The 20821-nt window shown below is 63.0% G+C and carries 17 protein-coding genes, 4 tRNA genes and 2 pseudogenes; 20 read left to right on the plus strand and 3 right to left on the minus strand.

All coding sequences use genetic code 11. The features are described 5' to 3' along the window. Positions 1 to 10 precede the first annotated feature (10 nt). Together Atro_RS20120 and Atro_RS20125 are read left to right on the plus strand one after the other, a co-directional pair. Complete coding sequence (locus Atro_RS20120; protein WP_497925211.1) at positions 11 to 475, plus strand: TyrR/PhhR family helix-turn-helix DNA-binding protein; 465 nt, start codon at positions 11 to 13, stop codon at positions 473 to 475. 261 nt (positions 476 to 736) lie between these two features. Then, positions 737 to 1030, plus strand: coding sequence for an encapsulin-associated ferritin-like protein (locus Atro_RS20125; RefSeq protein ID WP_497925213.1), 294 nt, complete (start codon positions 737 to 739; stop codon positions 1028 to 1030). 139 nt (positions 1031 to 1169) lie between these two features. On the opposite strand, the gene Atro_RS20130 is transcribed toward Atro_RS20125, so the two are convergent. Further along, entirely contained in the window at positions 1170 to 1466 is a 297-nt protein-coding gene (locus tag Atro_RS20130; protein ID WP_497925217.1) for a hypothetical protein, read from the minus strand. A 229-nt stretch (positions 1467 to 1695) separates the two neighbouring features. Between Atro_RS20130 and Atro_RS20135 the strand changes: the two genes are divergently transcribed. From Atro_RS20135 to Atro_RS20210, 16 genes and pseudogenes are all read left to right on the plus strand, one after another. Then, entirely contained in the window at positions 1696 to 2424 is a 729-nt protein-coding gene (locus Atro_RS20135) for a hypothetical protein (protein ID WP_497925219.1), read from the plus strand. 176 nt (positions 2425 to 2600) lie between these two features. Further along, entirely contained in the window at positions 2601 to 3011 is a 411-nt protein-coding gene (locus Atro_RS20140) for a phage holin family protein (protein WP_497927718.1), read from the plus strand. Next, positions 3008 to 3817 carry a DUF3618 domain-containing protein gene (locus tag Atro_RS20145; RefSeq protein WP_497925221.1) on the plus strand — a complete coding sequence of 270 codons (810 nt, stop codon included), beginning with the start codon at positions 3008 to 3010 and terminating at the stop codon, positions 3815 to 3817. Before Atro_RS20140 ends, Atro_RS20145 begins: the two co-directional genes overlap by 4 nt. 309 nt (positions 3818 to 4126) lie before the next feature. After that, entirely contained in the window at positions 4127 to 4954 is an 828-nt protein-coding gene (locus Atro_RS20150; protein WP_497925223.1) for an HpcH/HpaI aldolase/citrate lyase family protein, read from the plus strand. A 274-nt stretch (positions 4955 to 5228) separates the two neighbouring features. Continuing rightward, positions 5229 to 7193: an acetate--CoA ligase gene (gene acs / locus Atro_RS20155; RefSeq protein ID WP_497925225.1), complete on the plus strand. Its 1965-nt coding sequence runs from the start codon at positions 5229 to 5231 to the stop codon at positions 7191 to 7193. A 189-nt stretch (positions 7194 to 7382) separates the two neighbouring features. Beyond that, the gene (locus Atro_RS20160; protein ID WP_497925228.1) at positions 7383 to 8357 is read left to right on the plus strand and encodes a GlxA family transcriptional regulator; all 975 of its coding nucleotides are present in this window, start codon (positions 7383 to 7385) and stop codon (positions 8355 to 8357) included. Positions 8358 to 8575: 218 nt separating this feature from the next. Beyond that, positions 8576 to 9794 (plus strand): annotated as a pseudogene (locus Atro_RS20165) (aspartate aminotransferase family protein). A 52-nt stretch (positions 9795 to 9846) separates the two neighbouring features. Continuing rightward, positions 9847 to 10863, plus strand: coding sequence for an arginine/ornithine succinyltransferase subunit alpha (gene aruF / locus Atro_RS20170; RefSeq protein ID WP_497925230.1), 1017 nt, complete (start codon positions 9847 to 9849; stop codon positions 10861 to 10863). A 34-nt stretch (positions 10864 to 10897) separates the two neighbouring features. Next, positions 10898 to 11920 (plus strand): arginine N-succinyltransferase, encoded by a 1023-nt coding sequence (gene astA / locus Atro_RS20175; RefSeq protein ID WP_497925232.1) that lies wholly within the window; start codon positions 10898 to 10900, stop codon positions 11918 to 11920. A gap of 200 nt (positions 11921 to 12120) precedes the next feature. Then, complete coding sequence (locus tag Atro_RS20180; RefSeq protein WP_497925234.1) at positions 12121 to 12399, plus strand: topoisomerase II; 279 nt, start codon at positions 12121 to 12123, stop codon at positions 12397 to 12399. A gap of 257 nt (positions 12400 to 12656) precedes the next feature. Continuing rightward, a complete protein-coding gene (gene alaS, locus Atro_RS20185; protein WP_497925236.1) occupies positions 12657 to 15281 on the plus strand; it encodes an alanine--tRNA ligase in 2625 nt (874 codons plus the stop codon). A gap of 99 nt (positions 15282 to 15380) precedes the next feature. Beyond that, positions 15381 to 16615, plus strand: a pseudogene (locus Atro_RS20190) (aspartate kinase). A gap of 183 nt (positions 16616 to 16798) precedes the next feature. Continuing rightward, positions 16799 to 16984 (plus strand): carbon storage regulator CsrA, encoded by a 186-nt coding sequence (gene csrA, locus Atro_RS20195; protein ID WP_003283978.1) that lies wholly within the window; start codon positions 16799 to 16801, stop codon positions 16982 to 16984. A 61-nt stretch (positions 16985 to 17045) separates the two neighbouring features. Continuing rightward, positions 17046 to 17136, plus strand: a tRNA-Ser gene (locus tag Atro_RS20200). A gap of 104 nt (positions 17137 to 17240) precedes the next feature. After that, positions 17241 to 17317 (plus strand) — tRNA-Arg (locus Atro_RS20205). A 67-nt stretch (positions 17318 to 17384) separates the two neighbouring features. Then, a tRNA-Arg gene (locus tag Atro_RS20210) sits at positions 17385 to 17461 on the plus strand. A gap of 32 nt (positions 17462 to 17493) precedes the next feature. Here Atro_RS20210 and Atro_RS20215 read toward each other — a convergent pair. Further along, a complete protein-coding gene (locus tag Atro_RS20215; RefSeq protein ID WP_497925244.1) occupies positions 17494 to 18003 on the minus strand; it encodes a DUF4124 domain-containing protein in 510 nt (169 codons plus the stop codon). Positions 18004 to 18306: 303 nt separating this feature from the next. Here Atro_RS20215 and mgtE point away from each other — a divergent pair, with 303 nt between their 5' ends. Then, complete coding sequence (mgtE, locus tag Atro_RS20220; RefSeq protein ID WP_497925246.1) at positions 18307 to 19749, plus strand: magnesium transporter; 1443 nt, start codon at positions 18307 to 18309, stop codon at positions 19747 to 19749. 273 nt (positions 19750 to 20022) lie between these two features. Here mgtE and Atro_RS20225 read toward each other — a convergent pair whose 3' ends face one another. After that, positions 20023 to 20361 carry an Arc family DNA-binding protein gene (locus tag Atro_RS20225; protein WP_497925249.1) on the minus strand — a complete coding sequence of 113 codons (339 nt, stop codon included), beginning with the start codon at positions 20359 to 20361 and terminating at the stop codon, positions 20023 to 20025. A 377-nt stretch (positions 20362 to 20738) separates the two neighbouring features. Between Atro_RS20225 and Atro_RS20230 the strand changes: the two genes are divergently transcribed. Beyond that, positions 20739 to 20813, plus strand: a tRNA-Arg gene (locus Atro_RS20230). Positions 20814 to 20821 lie beyond the last annotated feature (8 nt).

The following is a 20821-nucleotide window of genomic DNA, read 5'->3' on the forward strand; positions in this document are numbered from 1 at the left end:
GGATTCCGCCATGCGCCTCAAGATCTTCTGTCAGAACCGGGTCGGCCTGCTGCGCGACATCCTCGATTTGCTTCGCGACTTCGGAGTCGACGCCGTTCGCGGCGAGCTCGATAGCGAGCGGGGCGAGGCCATCTACCTGCGCTGCCCGGGGCTGCTCGACCGGCAGCTGCAGGCGCTGATGTCCGGGCTGGAGGCCATTGGCGGCGTATACGGCGTCGTGCAGGTCGATCTGCTGCCCAGCGAACGCCGCCATCGGGACGGAGAGGCATTGCTCGGCGGCTTTTCCCTTGACGGCCGCCTCGGCGAGATCGTCGCGCGCTTCGAAAAGGCCGTGCTGCAGCGGCTGCTCGGCGAATACCCGAGCAGCCGCCTGCTGGCCCGCCGCCTCGGCGTGTCGCATACCACCATCGCCAACAAGTTGCGCCAGCACGGACTGCGCTGTGCGCCGGACGAGGGGCCGAGCGGGAAGGGGTAAATAGAAGGTGCGGCAAGCGCCAGCCGCCGGGTCTTTACTTCATCGGGCGGCTGTCTGGCGGGGGCGCATGAGGCTTCCATAGCCGGGCTGCAACCAAGCGGCTCCGCGGGGAGTCTACAGGCTTTGACTGCATGCGCTCCGAGCGCGGTTGCGAGTGGCCGAGCCCTGCAGGTCCGCGCCGTGCCGAGGGCGGCTGTCTTCAGCGTCTTCGTATCGGGCGAATCGAGCGGTTCGTTCGCCCAAACCCACAGGAGAAAGGATATGTCCAGCGTCGGTTATCACGAGCCCATCGAAGAGCTTTCCGCCGAAACCCGTGACATGCACCGGGCCATCGTTTCGCTGATGGAGGAACTCGAAGCCATCGACTGGTACAACCAGCGAGTCGATGCCTGCCGGGACCCGGAGCTCAGGGCCATCCTCGCGCACAACCGCGACGAGGAGAAGGAACACGCATCCATGGTGCTGGAGTGGATCCGCCGGAAAGACCCCAAGTTTTCCGGCGAACTCAAGGAGTATCTGTTCCGCGAGGGACCGATCAACCATGAGGGCGATTGAGCCTCTTCGCGGCGGTCGCCAAGCGGCTCCGTTCCGAAACCGGGGCAGGGTAGCTACGCTGCTCGCCGTTCGACGGCACAGCTTCCGCTTCGCCTTTGCGCCGCCATGCGAAGCGCGGGGATTGGCCCCGGCCGAGGGCTCAGTAGTAGCCCGCTATCCCCTGGCTCTCGGCCTTGGCCGTCGCCTCTTCCAGCTCCAGCGAGCGCTGCTCGTAGGCTGCGCATTCGTCGGGCAGCGCTTCGGCCCGTTCTTCGGGCCGCATTCTTCGTACTTCCCGGTAAATCTCCTGGGCTTTCTGCGGGTCGCTCGCGGTGAGCGTATGCACGTTGACAGCGAGCTCGCGGGCCTTGAAGGAGATGTCGTCCTCGGTGCAGGCGAAGCTGGACAGGGAGGCCAGCAGGGCGCTGGCTGCGGTAAATCCGAGCAGGGCTTTCATGGGCTTTCCCTCCGTTCGCGGGTTTCCCGGTGGATTGCGAAAGCAGCGGGAAAGTTCAGCAGACTGCGCCGATTGCCGTCGAGCCGGAGTTCATCGTTTCGCTCGAACTCGCTGGGAAAAGGCCTGTCACCTACTGAGAGGGACGCAAGTAAGAAGGCTGTTTTTCCGACATTGCACCACCCCCTGCAAGGGAACGGTGGCTTGCAGAGAAATCGAGGTGGACAAGACCATGCCCAGACCTACTGAACGCACTCCACGACCCAATGGCCGCAAAGGGTTTCCGGCCGGCAATGTTTTTAACGAGCCGCCGGCGCAGGGTGCCGATCAGGTATCCAGCGAAACCAGGCGACAAGCCCGCAGCAAGGACCCGCTGGAAACCTACACCCAAAGTGCCGCGGATGAGCTGGAGAAGATCGCCGAGGGGGCTCGCGCGGCGGCTTGCGAGCTCGAGGAGCAGGACGAACAGCGGCTGTCGAACTATGTGCTGGACGCTGCCGACCGCCTGTTCAAGTTTGCCGACCAGCTGCGCGGCAAGAACGTCGAGCAGCTGTTCAATGAAACCGACCGCCTGGCCAGGGAAAACCCGGCGCTGTTTCTCGCCGGCAGCGTTGCCGTCGGCTTCGGCCTGACCCGTTTTGCCCGCGCCTCCGGGCGCCGTTCCCCACAGCCTTCCCGGCCGCCGGAAAGCACCGCTTCCAGCAGCGCCTTCGCGCAGGCGGGACCTGGGAGCAGCACCAGCCAGTCCGGCTCGGCGAGCACCGGGACCCCGGTCACTGCCATGCCGGACGGCACCGTCAGCACCGGCAGTCCCTCTGACACAAGTACTACCCGGCTGCCGCCCGGCGACATCGGCCAGGGCGGTCTGGGTATGACCGGCACTAGCCGGGCTAGCGCTCCCGAGAGCACCGGTGCGATCAGCCGAGACGACAAAGGCCCGAATGGAGGAATGCAGCGATGAGCGAATCGACCGGCAATCGGAACTATCCGCCGAACCAGGCCCGCCCCGACGTGGCTAGGCCTGACCTGGCCAGCCCCGAAACGCCGCGGCCCGAGGCGATCCGTCCCGAAGCGGCACAGGCGCGGGCGGCCCGCCCCGAGACGATCCGGGCGGAGACGGGACGGCCCAGTGCGACCATTCATCCTCATACCGCCCGCACGGAGGCCGAGGCGGGCAGCAGCATCGTGGGGCTGCTTGGCCAGTTGGGCCGGGAGCTGCCTTCGCTGGTCACCAAGGAGCTGGCCCTGGCCAAGGTCGAGATCAGCGAGTCGATCAACGCCACCAAAGCCGGCCTCATGTCCCTGGCCGGCGGCGGGGCGGTGCTGTTGGCCGGCCTCATCATCCTTCTGCAGGCGGTGGTCTATGCCCTGAGCCAGGTGATGGACGCCTGGCTGGCGGCCCTGATCGTCGGTGTGATCGTGATGGTGGTCGGCTATGTGATGGTCCAGGGCGGCAAGAAGAAGTTCGCCCCGTCCGCCTTCAAGCCGACGCGCACGCTGCATAGCCTGCAGAAAGACAAAGCTGCCATCCGGGAGACTGCCCCATGAGCACGCAGAGCAGAATCGACCTCGAAGCGCAGAAAGATCCGGAAACCCTGGAGCGGGAAATCGATCAGCAGCGCGCAGAAATCAGCAACATCGTGCATGCCCTGGAAAACAAGCTGTCCCCCGGCGAGTTGCTGGACAAGGCCTTGGGGTATACCAAGGGGCATAGCGGTGAGTTCATGTCCAACCTGACCCACACGGTCGCCGCCAATCCGCTGCCGACCGTGCTGACCTCGATCGGGCTGCTATGGCTGATGACCAGCCAGAACCGCACGCCGGTGAGTCGCGTCTATGTCGAGGGGGCGGGCGTAGAGTCGAGCGGCCCGTCGCTGACGGAGAAGGCCAGGCAGCAGGCCGCCGGTATCCGCGAGAAGGCCGGGCATCTGGGCGAGGAGGTGGGTGAAACGCTCGGCTCGGCACGCCAGCATGTGAGTGACAGCCTGGGTTCGGTCCGCCATCACCTGAGCGACTCCGGCCAGCATGTCGCCGACTCGCTGCGGCACCGGGCGCAGCAGGCGCGCGGCAGCTTCGACACCCTGCTGCACGAGCAGCCGCTGGTACTGGGTGCACTCGGCATCGCGGTGGGGGCGCTGATCGCCGGCGTGCTGCCGACCACCCGCCAAGAGGACGAGCTGCTCGGCGAAGCCAGCGATCAACTGACCGACAAGCTCAAGGTGAAGGTCGAGGAGGGGCGCGACGCGGCTACCGAGCTGGGCTTGGAAATGGCCGATCGGCTGCGCGAGAGGATCAGCTCGCCTCATTCGGAGGCCAGGGCGCAGCCGCCGGGGATGAGCGGCGGAGCGGTCTAGGACGAGGGTTCGCGCAGTCGTTAGACCTTGGTGCAATCCCTTGCCCAAGGGGCTGTCGGGTATAAGGACGCTGTCCTGGATCGGGAGATGCGATCCAAGTGTTTTGTTTGCATTCCTAAGTGGAATGATGGGCGGGCGACCTCGGGTCGCCCTCTTTTTTACCCGCTCCCGCCATCTCGCTGCGTCTCTTCGTCCCGTCTGTCTCGCCGCCGCGCTTGCGATGCGCGGGGTGGCGCGCTTTGATCGTTCGGTGCGATCCCCGTTCGGGCATCATGCATTTCCCATAACGAGAACAAGCGAGAAACACCCATGCATCCAGCTCCCATCCGTTCCGCCCTGTTCGTCCCGGCCAGCCGCCCGGAGCGTATTCCCAAGGCGCTGGCCAGCGGCGCCGACGCGGTCATCGTCGATCTCGAGGACGCCGTCGAGGAAGACCTCAAGGCCGAGGCGCGTGCCAATCTGGATGCTTTCCTGACCGACCATCCGCAGGCCCGCCTGCTGGTGCGCATCAATGCCCCGGTCCATTCCCAGCAGGCCGCGGATCTGGAGCTGTGCCGCCGCCAGCCGGGCATTCTCGGCGTGGTGTTGCCCAAGGTGGAGAGCGCGGTGCAGGTCAGTCTGGTGGCGGCGGCCGGCAAGCCGGTGTGGCCGGCGGTCGAGAGCGCCGCGGGGGTGAATGCCCTGCCGGCGATCGCCCGTGTTCCCGGGGTGGAGCGGTTGACCTATGGTGGTCTCGATCTGGGGCTGGATCTGGGCCTGGCCGCCGGCAGCGAAGCGGGCGAGCGGATCATGGATCAGGTGCGTTACGCCCTACTGCTGCAGTCGCGCACCGCCCGTCTGGCCGCGCCGCTGGAAACCATCTTCCCGGCCATCCAGGACCTCGCCGGGCTGGCCCGGCGTGCACGGCAGGCCTGCGACATGGGCTTCGGCGGCCTGCTGTGCATCCATCCGGGCCAGGTCGCGGTGGTCCATGAGGCTTTCATGCCCGGCGCCGAGGAGCTGGCCTGGGCGCGACGGGTCATGGCGGGCGCAGCTTCCGGCGAGGGAGTGTTCGTGGTCGATGGGGCAATGATCGATGCCCCGGTGGTGGGACGGGCCAGGCGCCTGTTGGAGCGGGCTGGGCAGGCACCGGCCTGAGCGCCGGGTGGGCTTGATCGCCGTGGCTTTGCCTGGGAGGACGGCGATGGATCGGTCTCTCGCCGATCCTCTGTATCCCGGCACCGCACCGTTCGGCTTGAGGAGGCTCGAAGGCCCGTTTTCCGCGGGCTGGGCGGGTGACGCTGGCTTGCTCTTCGTAGCTGCTTCTGGCCAGTTCGCGTTAAGACCATTGTCGAATTTTTGGGCTACTGTCAAGAGACTAGAAAATTACAACCAATAAAAATAATTGTGTTTTTCGCGAGGAAAACTACTCATGTGCGCCGCCTCCGTGTATCCGGTACGTCCTGAAGTTGCTGCTCAATCCTTCACCGACGAGGCCAGTTACAAGGCCATGTATCAGCAGTCGGTGATCAACCCCGATGGCTTCTGGCGCGAGCAGGCCAAGCGTCTGGACTGGGTCAAGCCGTTCAGCAAGGTCAAGCAGACCTCCTTCGACGACCACCATGTCGACATCAAATGGTTCGCCGATGGCACCCTCAACGCCTCCTACAATTGCCTGGACCGCCACCTCGAAGCACGTGGCGATCAGTTGGCGATCATCTGGGAGGGCGACGATCCGTCCGAGCAGCGCCGGATCACCTACCGCGAGTTGCACGAGGAAGTCTGCAAGTTCGCCAACGCCCTGCGCGGTCAGGACATTCATCGTGGCGATGTGGTGACCATCTACATGCCGATGGTCCCGGAGGCGGTGGTGGCCATGCTGGCCTGCGCCCGCATCGGCGCGATCCATTCGGTGGTGTTCGGCGGCTTCTCGCCGGATGCGCTGGCCGGGCGCATCGCCGACTGCAAGTCGAAGGTGGTGATTACCACCGACGAAGGGCTGCGCGGTGGCAAGAAGGTTCCGCTGAAGGCCAACGTCGACGAGGCGCTGACCAATCCGGACACCTACAGCGTCAACAAGGTCATCGTCTGCAAGCGCACCGGCGGCGAGATCAAGTGGCACCCGCATCGCGACATCTGGTACGAGGACCTGATGAAGGTGGCCGGCAGCGTCTGCGCGCCGAAGGAAATGGGTGCCGAGGAGCCGCTATTCCTCCTTTATACCTCGGGCTCCACCGGCAAGCCGAAGGGCGTGGTGCACACCACGGGCGGTTATCTGCTCTATGCCTCGCTGACCCATGAGCGGGTGTTCGACTACCGGCCGGGCGAAGTCTACTGGTGCACCGCCGACGTGGGCTGGGTCACCGGCCACAGCTACATCGTCTACGGTCCGCTGGCCAATGGCGCTACCACGCTGCTGTTCGAGGGCATCCCCAGCCATCCGGACATGACCCGCCTGTCCAAGATCGTCGACAAGCACAAGGTGAACATCCTCTACACCGCACCGACCGCCATCCGCGCCATGATGGCCCAGGGCAAGGCGGTGATGGAGGGCGCCGACGGCTCGAGCCTGCGCCTGCTCGGCTCGGTCGGCGAGCCGATCAATCCGGAAGCCTGGCAGTGGTACTACGAGAACATCGGCCAGGCGCGCTGCCCGATCGTCGATACCTGGTGGCAGACCGAGACCGGCGGCATCCTGATCAGCCCGCTGCCGGGCGCCACCGCGCTCAAGCCGGGCTCGGCGACCCGCCCGTTCTTCGGCGTGCAGCCGGCACTGGTGGATAACTTGGGCAACCTGGTCGAAGGGGCGGGCGAGGGCAACCTGGTGATTATCGACTCCTGGCCGGGCCAGGCACGCACCCTGTATGGCGACCATGACCGCTTCGTCGACACCTACTTCAAGACCTTCAAGGGCATGTACTTCACCGGCGACGGCGCCCGCCGCGACGAGGACGGCTACTACTGGATCACCGGCCGCGTCGACGACGTGCTCAACGTCTCCGGGCACCGCATGGGCACTGCCGAGATCGAGAGCGCCATGGTCGCCCATCCGCAGGTCGCCGAGGCGGCAGTGGTCGGCATACCGCACGACATCAAGGGGCAGGGCATCTACGTCTACGTCACCCTGAACGACGGCGTGCCGGCGTCCGAGGCGCTGCGTCAGGAGCTGAAGGCCTGGGTCCGCCGCGAAATCGGCCCGATCGCCATGCCGGACGTGATCCAGTGGGCACCGGGGCTGCCGAAGACCCGCTCGGGCAAGATCATGCGCCGCATCCTGCGCAAGATCGCCGTCGGCGAGTACGACAGCCTGGGCGATATCTCCACTCTGGCCGATCCGTCGGTGGTGCAGCAACTGATCGACATCCATCGCGACATGCGGGCCGCTGCCTGCGCCTGATCGGCATACCTGCTCCGACGACGCCCCGCCCCGGCTTGCCGCGGCGGGGCGTCCGATTTTTCGGGCCAGTGCAGCAGTTATGGCCGCGCGGTCGTTCGGTCCCTCCTGTTAGAATGCCGCTCGTCTTTGCCGGAGCTCTGCCGGCGAAGCTTGTTCAACGTCCGGCATCCGGAAGCTTCGTCGTCCGCCATGACTGTGCATCGAATCGGTTTTCTTCTCTGGCCCGGGACCAGGGCCCTGACCCTGGCCTTGGCCGAGGAAGCCCTGCAGTTCGCCGTCCACCTGCAGCCGCAGGCACGCTATGAATGGTGCATCCTGCAGGCCGAGTTGCCGCAGGAGGGCGATTGGCGCCTGCCCGGCGTGCTCTGGGAGGGGCGGCTGGAGGGTTTCGACAAGCTTTTGCTGCTGGCCGATGCGCCAACCGTCAGCGTGGCGCCGCCGCTGGCTGCGGCGCTCCGGCAGGTGGCGCGCGAAGGTTGTCAGCTCGGCGGGTTGTCCGCTGGCGTCTATCCGCTGGCCCAGCTCGGACTGCTCGACGGCTACCGGGCTGCGGTGCACTGGCGCTGGCAGGAAGATTTCGTCGAGCGGTTTCCGCGGGTGATCGCCACCAGCCATCTGTTCGACTGGGATCGCGACCGTCTCACCGCCTGCGGCGGTCTGGCGGTACTCGACCTGTTACTGGCGGTGTTAGCCCAGGACCATGGCGCCGAACTGGCCTGCGCGGTCAGCGAGGAACTGGTGGTCGAGCGCATCCGCGAGGGCAGCGAGCGCCAGCGAGTGCCGCTGCAGAATCGCCTCGGCTCCAGCCATCCCAAGCTGACCCAGGCGGTGCTGCTGATGGAGGCCAACATCGAGGAGCCCTTGACCACCGACGAGATCGCCCAGCACGTCTGCGTTTCGCGGCGCCAGCTGGAGCGCATCTTCAAGCAGTACCTGAATCGGGTGCCGAGCCAGTACTACCTGGAGCTGCGCCTGAACAAGGCCCGCCAGCTGCTGCTGCAGACCGGCAAGTCGATCATCCAGATCGGCCTGTCTTGCGGCTTTTCCTCGGGGCCACATTTTTCCAGCGCTTACCGCAGCTTCTTCGGCACCACGCCGCGGGAGGATCGCAACCAGCGCCGCGCTGGCAGCCAGTTCGAGCCGACCGTACCGGGCGAGCCCTGATTCCACGCGGAGGCGTGATCGGGGAATTTTTCGTCGAGCCGCTTTTTCCGGGGCACACAGCGTTTAAACTGCGCGCTCCTGATGCTTTCCGCGCCGTCGCCGGAAAGCGGGGAGCCCTGCGAATGGCGACGCATGCCGTGGTTGCCTGGCGGAATCAGCTGCCGCAGGAGTGTTTCCAGAATTTTTCTTCGCTAGCCTATCGTGGCAGGAGTTTCCCGATGTCCGTTGAGCATGCTCAGGTGCAACGCGCCGATTTCGACCAGTTGATGGTCCCCAACTATGCCCCTGCCGCCTTCATTCCGGTGCGTGGCCAGGGTTCGCGAGTCTGGGATCAGAGCGGTCGCGAGCTGATCGACTTCACCGGGGGATCGCGGTGAACTCCCTCGGCCACTGCCATCCGCGGCTGGTGGCGGCGCTGACCGAGCAGGCCGGAAAGCTCTGGCACGTATCGAACATCTTCACCAACGAGCCGACCCTGCGCCTGGCCAAGAAGCTGGAAGACGCCACCTTCGCCGACCGGGTGTTCTTCTGCAACTCCGGCGCCGAAGCCAACGAGGCCGCCTTCAAGCTGGCCCGGCGTGTCGCCCACGACCGTTTCGGGCCGCAGAAGTGCGAGATCATCTCGGCGCTGGACAGCTTCCACGGACGTACCTTCTTCACCGTCAGCGTCACCGGCCAGCCCAAGTACTCCGACGGCTTCGGGCCGAAGCCCGAAGGCATCACCCATGTTCCCTACAACGACCTGGTGGCCCTGGAGGCGGCGATTTCCGAGCGCACCTGCGCGGTGGTGCTGGAGCCGATCCAGGGCGAGAGCGGCATCCTGCCGGCCCAGCAGGCCTACTTGGAAGGTGCGCGCCGGTTGTGCGACCAGTACAACGCGCTGCTGATCTTCGACGAAGTGCAGACCGGCGTCGGTCGCACCGGCGAGCTCTTCGCTTACATGCACTACGGCGTGGTCCCGGACATCCTGTCCACCGCCAAGGGCTGGGCGGCGGTTTCCCGATCGGCGCTATGCTCACCCGCACCGACCTGGCCAAGCATTTCTCGGCCGGCGTGCACGGCACCACCTTCGGCGGCAACCCGCTGGCCTGTGCGGTGGCCGAGGCGGTGATCGACGTGGTCAACACCCCCGAGGTGCTGCAGGGGGTGAGGGCCAAGCACCAGCGCTTCAAGACCCGCCTCGAGGCGATCAGCGCGCAATACGGCATCTTCAGTCAGGTGCGCGGCATGGGCATGCTGATCGGCAGCGTGCTGAGCGAGCCCTGGAAGGGCAGGGCCCGTGACGTGCTGGTCGCCGCCGAGCAGGAAGCCCTGATGGTGCTGCAGGCCGGCACCGACGTGGTGCGTTTCGCGCCGAGCCTGGTGATCGAGGATGCCGACATCGACGAGGGTATGGCGCGTTTCGAGCGGGCCATCGCCCGGCTGGTCCGCGGCTGATTGGCGAAAGGCACGGGCCGGGTTCCCGGCCCACCCCGAGGAGTGACGTCTCATGCTGGTGATGCGCCCTGCGCAAATGGCCGATCTGGCTGAGGTTCAGCGTCTGGCCGCGGACAGCCCGGTCGGCGTCACTTCGTTGCCCGACGACCGTGAGCGCCTGGCCGAGAAGATCGCCGTATCCGAGTCCTCGCTCGCTGCGGAGGTCAGCTTCAATGGCGAGGAGCGTTATTTCTTCGTGCTCGAAGAGGCGGGCAGCGGGCGGCTGCTCGGCTGTTCCGGGATCGTCGCCTCGGCCGGCTATTCCGAGGCCTTCTACAGTTTTCGCAACGAGACCTTCGTGCACGCCTCGCGCGAGCTGAAGATCCACAACAAGATCCATGTGCTATCGATCTGCCATGATCTGACCGGCAGCAGCCTGCTGAGCAGTTTCTACATCGAGCCGACACTGGTGCACACGTCCTGGGCCGAACTGATCTCCCGCGGCCGCCTGCTGTTCATGGCCAGCCATCCCGAGCGCTTTGCCGAGGCCGTGGTGGTGGAGATTCTCGGGCCGAGCGACGAGCAGGGCGACTCGCCGTTCTGGGACGCGGTCGGCCGGCATTTCTTCGACATGAGCTACGCGGCGGCCGAGCGCCTGTCCAGCCTGCGTAGCCGCACTTTCCTCGCTGAACTGATGCCGCATTATCCGATCTATGTGCCGCTGCTGCCGGATGCTGCCCAGGAAGCCATGGGCCAGGTCCACCCGCGCGCGCAGATCAGTTTCGACATCATGACCCGCGAGGGTTTCGAGACCGAGCACTACATCGATATCTTCGACGGCGGGCCGATCCTGCATGCGCGCACCTCCAGCGTCCGCTCGATCGCCCGCAGCGCCGTGGCGCCGGTGGCCATCGGTGCCGGTGCTGGAAGGGGGCGGCTCCATCTGCTCAGCAACGGCGGCCTGCAGGACTTTCGCGCCGTCTTGGTCGAGCTGGACTGGACGCCTGGCCAGCCGCTGCTGCTGAGTGCCGAGACGGCGGCGGCCCTCGGTGTCGGGGAAGGCGGCAGCCTGCGTCTGGTGGCCCTGTGAGCAGCCTTGCGTTCGTGATCCTTGTGGAGAAAGCATGATCGTCCGTCCCGTGCGCACCGCCGACCTGCCTGCGCTGATCGACCTAGCCCGCAGCGCCGGCGCCGGTAGTGGTCTGACTTCGCTGCCCTCCAACGAGGAGCGCCTGGCGCAGCGCGTCGCAATGGCGGAGCGGAGCTTTCGCGGCGAAGCCGAGAAGGCCGATGCCGATTACCTCTTCGTGCTGGAAACCGACCAGGGACGGATTGTCGGCATCGCCGGGCTGACCGCCGCCGTGGGCCTGCGCGAGCCCTGGTACAACTACCGGGTTGGCTTGACCGTCAGCGCTTCGCGGGAGCTGGAGCTGTACCGGGAGATTCCCACGCTGTTCCTCGCCAACGACCTGACCGGCAATTCCGAACTCTGCTCGCTGTTTCTCCAGGCCGAGCATCGCAATGGGCTGAATGGCCGCCTGCTGGCAAGGTCGCGCCTGCTGTTTCTCGCCGAGTTCCGCACGCTGTTCGCCGACAAGGTAATCGCCGAGTTGCGCGGCATGTCCGACGCCAACGCCCGTTCGCCGTTCTGGGAAAGCCTGGGGCGGCACTTCTTCCGTATGGAGTTCCGCCAGGCCGACTACCTCACCGGCGTCGGCAACCGTGCCTTCATCGCCCAGCTGATGCCGAGATTTCCGCTCTACAGCTGTTTCCTCTCCGAGGAGGCCCGCGCGGCGATCGGCCGCGTGCATCCGCACAGCGAACCGGCACTGGCGATGCTCCGGGCGGAGGGTTTCAGCTATCAAGGCTATGTCGATATCTTCGACGCCGGCCCGGTGGTCGAATGCGAAACGGCGAAGATCCGTGTCGTGCGCGATAGCCAGACTCTGGTGCTGGCGGTCGGCACGCCGGGAGACGAAGCAGAACCCTATCTGATCCACAACCGCCAGCGTCAGGACTGCCGCATTGCCGCCGCCCCGGCCCGGGTGGCGGCCGGTACTTTGGTGGTCGATCCGTTGACCGCCAGGCGCCTGCAGCTCTGCGCTGGCGCCCAGGTGCGTGCAGTGCCGCTCGCCGGTGGACGATGACCGCGCCCGATAGGCGCTGGCGCCAGGCCGGCGCGTGGAGAGCCTCCACGCCGAAGGCGCTGCATGGTCCGTCCCCGATGACTCGACAAGTGCCGGATGGCCCTCGACAGCCTGACGAAACTGCTGGCATTGGACCCCGTCTATCCTTTTCGAACCGACTGAATCTGCCGCCTGTGGCGGTCTACCCCTGGAGCTGAGCAATGACCGACGCCCTGCAACTTGTTCTCGAAGACACCGATGGCACCCAGCTGGAGACTTCCTGCACCCGTTTTGCGGTGATCTGGCAGGGACGTGAACTCTGGATCCAGCAAGCCAATGGCCAGCTGCTGATCGGCGTGGATGTGGAGGAGGGCGATACCGAGTATGCAAACCTTCTGCTGCGTCCGATGGCCACCAATCTGGTCAGTCTGCAGCTGGAAATGGAGTCGGCTGAGGCAGGCGATGACGACCATGTGCATGGTCCCGAGTGCAATCACTGACCGTTCCTGCATTGCCGGGGCTCCCGTAGTCCGAGTCCGCTGGCAAGGTCCTCCGTACCGGTCGTGGGCAGGCTGTCCGCGCCGTCCGGAGCTCCGGACGGCGCGGACAGCCTGCTGCATCGTCCTCCCCGCGGCACGGAGCGGAGGGCTGCGGGGCCGGTATGGAAGAAAGCTCTACCGTGGCCGTCCGGGGCCGATATAATGCGTCCCTTTGCCAATCTTGCCGTGGCCGCAGTTTTATCGGGATCCATCCATTTATGAAAAGCGCAGAAATCCGTGAAGCCTTCCTCCGCTTCTTCGAAGAGAAGGGGCACACCCGTGTGGCCTCCAGTTCGCTGATCCCGGCGAACGATCCGACCCTGCTGTTCACCAACGCCGGCATGAACCAGTTCAAGGACTGCTTCCTCGGCTTGGAGAAGCGTGCCTACACCCGCGCCACTACTAGCCAGAAGTGCGTGCGTGCTGGCGGCAAGCACAACGATCTGGAGAACGTCGGCTATACCGCGCGCCATCACACCTTCTTCGAGATGCTGGGCAACTTCAGCTTCGGCGACTATTTCAAGCGCGACGCCATTACCTATGCCTGGGAGTTCCTCACTTCGCCGAAGTGGCTGAACCTGCCGGCCGAGAAACTGTGGGTCACCGTCTACGCCAGCGACGATGAGGCCTACGACATCTGGACCAAGGAGGTCGGCGTGCCGGCCGAGCGCATGGTGCGCATCGGCGACAACAAGGGTGCTCCTTACGCCTCCGACAACTTCTGGGCGATGGGCGACACCGGTCCCTGCGGTCCGTGTACCGAGATCTTCTACGACCACGGCGAAGGTATCTGGGGCGGCCCACCCGGCTCGCCCGAAGAGGACGGCGACCGCTATATCGAGATCTGGAACAATGTGTTCATGCAGTTCAACCGTACTGCCGACGGTGTGCTGCACCCGCTGCCGGCGCCCTCGGTGGACACCGGCATGGGCCTGGAGCGGATCAGCGCGGTACTGCAGCATGTCCACTCCAACTACGAGATCGACCTGTTCCAGAACCTGCTGGCCGCTTCTGCGCAGGCCATCGGCTGCGCCAACGACGGCGCACCGTCGCTCAAGGTGGTGGCCGACCACATTCGCTCCTGCGGCTTCCTGGTCGCCGACGGGGTGACTCCGTCCAACGAAGGGCGCGGCTACGTGCTGCGCCGCATCATTCGTCGCGCTTGCCGCCACGGCAACAAGCTGGGCGCCAAGGGCACCTTCTTCCACAGGATCGTCGCCGCGCTGGTCGCCGAGATGGGCGATGCCTATCCGGAGCTCAAGCAGCAGCAGGCGCAGATCGAGCGCGTGCTGAAGAACGAGGAAGAGCAGTTCGCCAAGACCCTGGAGCAGGGCCTGAAAATCCTCGAGCAGGATCTGAGCGAGCTGAAGGGCAGCGTCATTCCGGGCGACGTGGTGTTCAAACTGTACGACACCTACGGCTTCCCGGTCGACCTGACCGCCGACATCGCTCGCGAGCGCGAGCTGTCCGTCGACGAGGCGGGCTTCGAGCGCGAGATGCAGGCCCAGCGCGAGCGTGCCCGTTCGGCCAGCGCCTTCGGTCTCGACTACAACAGTCTGGTCAAGGTCGACGCCGATACCCTGTTCACTGGCTACGACGGCACCTTCGGCCAGGGTCAGGTACTCGCCTTGTTCAAGGACGGCGGCGCTGTCGAACAGCTGCGCGAAGGCGAGGAGGGCATGGTGGTCCTTGATCGTACCCCGTTCTACGCCGAGTCCGGCGGCCAGGTCGGCGACTGCGGCTACCTGAGCGATGCCCATGGCGTGCGCTTCGACGTGCGCGACACCACCAAGGCCGGCGGCGCTCACCTGCATCACGGTGTGGTCGCCGCCGGCAGCCTGCGTGTCGGGCAGGCCCTGGAGGCCCAGGTCGACGGCTCGGTGCGCGGTGCCACCGCACTCAACCACTCGGCCACCCACCTGCTACACGCCGCGTTGCGTCAGGTGCTCGGCGAACACGTGCAGCAGAAGGGCTCGCTGGTCGACAGCCAGCGTCTGCGCTTCGACTTCAGCCACTTCGAGGCGGTGACCCCGGCGCAGCTGAAAGCCTTGGAGGGATTGGTCAATACCGAGATTCGCAAGAACAGTGCGGTGGAAACTGAAGTTACCGATATCGATTCGGCGAAGAAGAAGGGTGCCATGGCCCTCTTTGGCGAGAAATACGGCGACAACGTGCGTGTGCTGAGCATGGGCGACTTTTCTATCGAGCTGTGCGGTGGCATCCATGCCAAGCGCACCGGTGACATCGGTCTGTTCAAGATCGCCGGCGAGGGTGGCGTGGCCGCTGGCGTGCGGCGCATCGAGGCGCTGACCGGCGCCGGGGCGCTGGACTATCTGAACGGCGCCGAAGAGCAGCTCAAGGAAGCCGCGAGCCTGGTCAAGGGCAGTCGCGACAACCTGCTGGACAAGTTGGCCGGTCTGCTGGAGCGCAATCGTCAGTTGGAGAAGGAGCTCGAGCAGCTCAAGGCCAAGGCTGCCAGCGCCGCCGGCGACGACTTGGCCGGCACTGCCGTCGAGGTGGCTGGGGTCAGGGTGCTATCCGCCCGTCTCGATGGCCTGGACGGCAAGGCCCTACTAGCGCTGGTCGATCAGCTGAAGAACAAGTTGGGCAGTGCGGTGATCCTGCTCGGCGGTGAGTCCGACGGCAAAGTGGTGCTAGTGGCCGGCGTGACCCAGGATCTGACTGGCAAGCTCAAGGCTGGCGAGCTGATGAAGCAGGCGGCGGCTGTGGTTGGTGGCAAGGGTGGTGGCCGCCCGGACATGGCCCAAGGCGGCGGTACCGACGCCGGCAAGTTGGGCGAGGCGCTTGCGCTGGTCGCGCCGTTCGTCGAGCGAGCTCTGTAACGGCCTGCCTCTTGCCCTCGGGCAGCGCCGGCCGGCCTTGGCAGTCGGCGCGCTGGAAATGTTTAATGGCGCCCTTCACGGGCTTAGGTAGCTTTTCAAATGGCGTTGATCGTACAGAAATTCGGAGGCACCTCCGTCGGCTCCATCGATCGGATTGAGCAGGTAGCCGAGAAGGTCAAGAAGTTCCGCGAAAATGGCGATGACATCGTGGTCGTGGTGTCCGCCATGAGCGGCGAGACCAATCGCCTGATCGGTCTGGCCACGCAGATCAGCGAGCAGCCCGTACCGCGTGAGCTGGATGTGATGGTATCGACCGGCGAGCAGGTGACCATTGCCTTGCTGGCCATGGCGCTGATCAAGCGCGGCGTGCCGGCGGTCTCCTACACCGGCAATCAGGTGAGAATTCTTACCGACAGTGCTTTTACTAAGGCACGAATCCTGCAGATCGATGATCAGAAGTTGCGCGCCGACCTCAAGGCTGGTCGCGTAGTGGTGGTCGCCGGTTTTCAGGGCGTCGACGAGCACGGCAATATCACCACCCTCGGGCGTGGGGGCTCCGACACTACAGGGGTTGCCTTGGCTGCGGCCCTCAAGGCCGACGAATGTCAGATCTATACCGATGTCGATGGCGTTTACACCACCGATCCGCGTGTAGTGCCCAAGGCTCGGCGCCTGGACAAGATCACCTTTGAGGAAATGCTGGAAATGGCCAGCTTGGGCTCCAAGGTGCTACAGATTCGCTCGGTGGAGTTCGCCGGTAAATACAATGTCCCGCTGCGCGTGCTGCACAGTTTTCAGGAGGGTCCGGGTACCCTCATTACCATCGATGAAGAGGAATCCATGGAACAGCCGATCATTTCCGGCATCGCCTTCAATCGCGACGAAGCCAAGCTGACCATTCGCGGTGTGCCGGATAATCCCGGTGTGGCGTTCAAGATCCTCGGGCCGATCAGTGGGCTAATATCGAAGTGGACATGATCGTGCAGAACATTGCGCACGATAACACCACCGATTTCACCTTTACCGTGCACCGCAATGATTACCTGAACGCCATGCGCGTATTGGAGAATACTGCGCGCGAAATTGGTGCGCGCGAGGTCATCGGTGATACCAATATCGCCAAGCTTTCCATCGTCGGTGTCGGCATGCGTTCCCATGCGGGTGTCGCCAGTCGTATGTTCGAGGCCTTGGCCAAGGAAGGGATCAATATCCAGATGATCTCGACTTCGGAAATCAAGGTTTCCGTGGTCATCGAGGAAAAGTATCTGGAATTGGCGGTTCGTGCTCTGCACACCGCGTTCGAGCTGGACGCTCCTGCCCGCCAGGGCGAGTAAGGAGTGATTGGCGAAGGCGCGGAATACCCGCGCCTTCGTCGTTTTACCTGGGTGAAGAGAGCTTTCCTTTCGCCGGCCCTGGTCAATACTTGGGTGTATATTCCTGGAGTTAGGCTGGGAATATCACCATTTTATTTTTTTGCAGACTGTTGTCCTGTTGACTTCCCATAAAAGGAGAAAGGAATGCTGATTCTGACTCGTCGGGTCGGAGAGACCCTGATGGTGGGTGATGATGTGACGGTCACCGTGCTGGGCGTGAAAGGTAATCAAGTACGTATTGGCGTCAATGCACCGAAAGAGGTCGCTGTGCATCGCGAAGAAATTTACCAGCGCATCCAGAAAGAAAAAGATCAAGAGCCAAGCCACTAATTTTTCTCAATTTTTGGCTTTGCAAACGGGGCAAAGGTGGGTATGATTCGCCCCGTATTGCGGAGGGGTGGCCGAGAGGCCGAAGGCGCTCCCCTGCTAAGGGAGTACACCTCAAAAGGGTGTCGGGGGTTCGAATCCCCCCTCCTCCGCCATTAATGTGTTGTAGGGTGTTTTGCGGTATTCGGCAGGCTTTTAAGAGTGGTCGAATGTTCCGCTTGAACATAGAGTAAAGATCCCTATAATGCGCACGCTTAGCGCACTCATAGCTCAGCTGGATAGAGTACCCGGCTACGAACCGGGCGGTCGGAGGTTCGAATCCTCCTGAGTGCGCCATAAAAAGAGGCTGTGCCGAGAGGCATGCTTCAAAACCAGAGGTGATCTGGTCGACCAAGCACCAAATGCACTCATAGCTCAGCTGGATAGAGTACCCGGCTACGAACCGGGCGGTCGGAGGTTCGAATCCTCCTGAGTGCGCCATAAAAAAGGGCCTGCAGAAATGCAGGCCCTTTTCATTTTCGGCTCTTGATGCTGACGCAGTTATGTTCATCGAAGTCGATCTGGCGCGTATGGCCTGCGTTATTCCGATAGTAGTAGCTGGTGCGGCCGTTACGGCTGGAAATCCTGTCCGGCTTGCCGAGAGCACTTTCAACGTCTGCGCGAGGCATGCCTGAGCGTATTTCTTTTCTGACCATCGCCTTGCGGCGATCCCGGCCGGTGATATGGTTGCCACAGCCATCGTCTTGCTGGCCGATAACGACCACCTCCTGAAGATTACCCTGTTTTTCGGTGCGGGATGTGCGGCTTGGAGGTTCTCTCGCCATGAGGGTTGGGGCCCCATTGCTGGGGGTGGCGTTGAGGGCGTTTTGCAGGTGTTGTTGCTGGCCTGCAGGGCAGTCGTGATGAGTAAAGGTGATGTGGCCTTCTGAGTTTGCGCAGCGATATATGGGGGAGGCGGCGATTTGGGGGGAGAGATAGGCGAGAAGCGCTGCTGCTGAGGCGCGCATCAGTAATCCGTGCATCTGGAGGTCCTCCTTGGTCTGGGGTGTCAGGCTAGCGCTTGGCAGAAGGTGTCGATGTGTTTCGTGTCTCCTTGCGGGCGTGAGATCATGCAGAGATTCGTATCGCAAACGCTTGTTCTAGCCAGTATTCCAGCGAGTGCAAAGCCATCGAGCGGTGTTATCATTACGCCTGTCAGCCCCGCCGGGGCTCGTGGAAACCCACCATGGACTTACCCAGTAGTTATTTCAAAATCCGATCCGTGCAATCGCGTATTGACTGATTGATGCCCTTGGCGTGCTCCGCTGCTGGGGGTGGAGCTTGCCATGACTGAAGTTGAAGCCAAGAAACAGCAGGAAAGTCTGCAGGAGCGTCTCGCCCAAGTTGTAGATCTGCTGCACCGGCACAGGCTGGTTGAAAACCTGACGCACCGTCAGGAGGGGGTGCACCATGATCTTGTCGAGGATCTGGTGCATCGGCAAAACTTGGTGGAACTGCAGCGCAAGCTCGACGAACTGCATCCAGCGGATATCGCCTATATCCTCGAAGCCCTGCCTCTTGGTGACCGCCTGAGTATCTGGCAACTGGTCAAGGCGGAGCGCGACGGCGACATTCTTCTCGAAGTATCCGATGCGGTTCGCGAGACTCTGATTGCCGATATGGACGATCATGAGCTGATTGCTGCTGCCAAGGAGATGGGCGCCGACGAGCTTGCCGACCTGGCGCCTGAGTTGCCGCGCGATGTAATTCACGAGCTGATGGAGTCTCTCGATGCCCAGCGGCGCGAGCGGGTGCGTTCGGCGCTCTCCTACGAAGAGGATCAAGTCGGTGCGCTGATGGACTTCGAGATGGTTACCATCCGTGAAGATGTCAGTCTGGAAGTTGTATTGCGCTATCTGCGCCGCTTGAAGGAGCTGCCCGGGCATACCGACAAGTTGTTCGTGGTGGATTATGACGGGATGCTGAAGGGGGTGCTGCCGATCAAGCGCTTGCTGGTCAGCGATCCAGAGCGGCAGGTCGCCGAAGTCATGGCCCTCGATCCGGTGCGCTTTCAGCCTGAGGAGGATGCCTACGATGCTGCCCAGGCCTTCGAACGCTATGATTTGGTTTCTGCACCTGTAGTGAACAAAGATGGCAAGCTGATTGGTCGCCTGACCATCGATGCCATGGTTGATCTGATTCGCGAGGAGGGCGAAAGTGAAGTATTGAATATGGCCGGCTTACGCGAGGAGGAAGATATCTTCGCCTCGGTGTGGAAGTCGGTTGGCAACCGCTGGGCATGGCTCGCGGTAAACCTGGTGACCGCTTTCATTGCCTCTCGAGTGATCGGCCTGTTCGAAGGGGCTATCGAGAAGCTCGTGGCTCTGGCAGCTCTGATGCCGATCGTTGCCGGTATCGGTGGCAACTCCGGCAATCAGACAATCACCATGATTGTTCGTGCCATGGCTTTGGGGCAGATCAGTACGGGCAACACGGCCCGTCTGTTGATTAAGGAGTTGGGAGTGGCGCTGATCAATGGCCTGATCTGGGGCGGGGTGATCGGCATGGTGGCAGGCGTCCTGTACGACAGCTGGTCGCTAGCTGCGGTGATGACGGGCGCGATGACCCTAAATCTGCTGATGGCTGCTCTGATGGGAGTGTTAATCCCCATGACGTTAGCCAAGTTGGGGCGTGATCCGGCTATGGGGGCTAGTGTGATGATCACTGCCATGACCGACAGTGGAGGTTTTTTCATCTTTCTAGGATTGGCCACATTCTTTTTGCTTTGACGCAACGCTGATGCGAGACGGAGGTGGGTCGCGTTCGGTATCTGCCAAGGCTACCTGCGGATTAGATTGCCGGGGGTAACTTGGGAGGTTGGCAAGGGGGGCGGGGCTTCGGGTCTTGAGGTGAGGTTGGGATTTGGAGTCGAAGTTTTGTAAGACGAAGCACACGCTGCGCCCAATCAAAACAGGCCTATGGATATAGGCCTGTTCCCTGCATCAGATTCCGACGACTCAGCCAAAACCTTCGAGTGAAGGCAGCGGATGTCGATCATGTGGCTACTGCTCGGCAGCCAAGCCTTCAGTCGCGAGTTCGCTGTCTTGTGCGATCAGGGCGACCAAAGCATTCTGCTGGCGTCGGGTCAGTTGCCGGAAGCGCTGCAGAAGCTCCCGTTCATGCAGGGAGAGTTCGGGGCTATCCAGTCGCAGGCTCAGATCGTCGCCCAGAGCGTCTTCCTGAAGCAGGCTTTGCTCCAAGCGTGCAATGATCTCCGAGTTCATGCTGCGATGGTGATTGCGTGCCACATCCGCGATGCGCTCACGCATGCCGTCGGGTAGACGAACGACGAATTTGTCTGCTGTGCGGCTGGAGTAGATTGCCTGTTTCATAGGTTGCATAGTTTCGACCGGTGAGTTGTTATAGAGTGCTGGCAATTAGCTTGCAAGGATGTTTTCGGTATGACCCTGGCTCGCTGAAGTGGTTCACTCTTTTCAATATTTGAGTCAATGGATTGAGATGAGCCGATTTGCATCTTTCATTGGCATCAGATTTCCTTCCATGACCACGCTGTGCCAAGCCCAAGAGTCGACTGCGCGAATGGCCGGTTGTTCCGTGGCTCTTTCCGTTTTTATGCAGCATGCATGACAAAAGGTACTTTCGTGGCTAAAATGGCGGCCCAAAGCCCTTGGGTTTATTGCGCAATGTCCTTGAGGCTGTATTTGTGAGTGGTAAAGCAGCTAGCGAGCACAGATACGCAAAGTTCGATGATTTTTTTGTCCCCTTAGTTCAATGGATAGAATAAGCCCCTCCTAAGGGCTAGATGCTGGTTCGACTCCAGCAGGGGGCACCACTTCTCGT

This window comes from Azotobacter tropicalis, assembly GCF_059739045.1.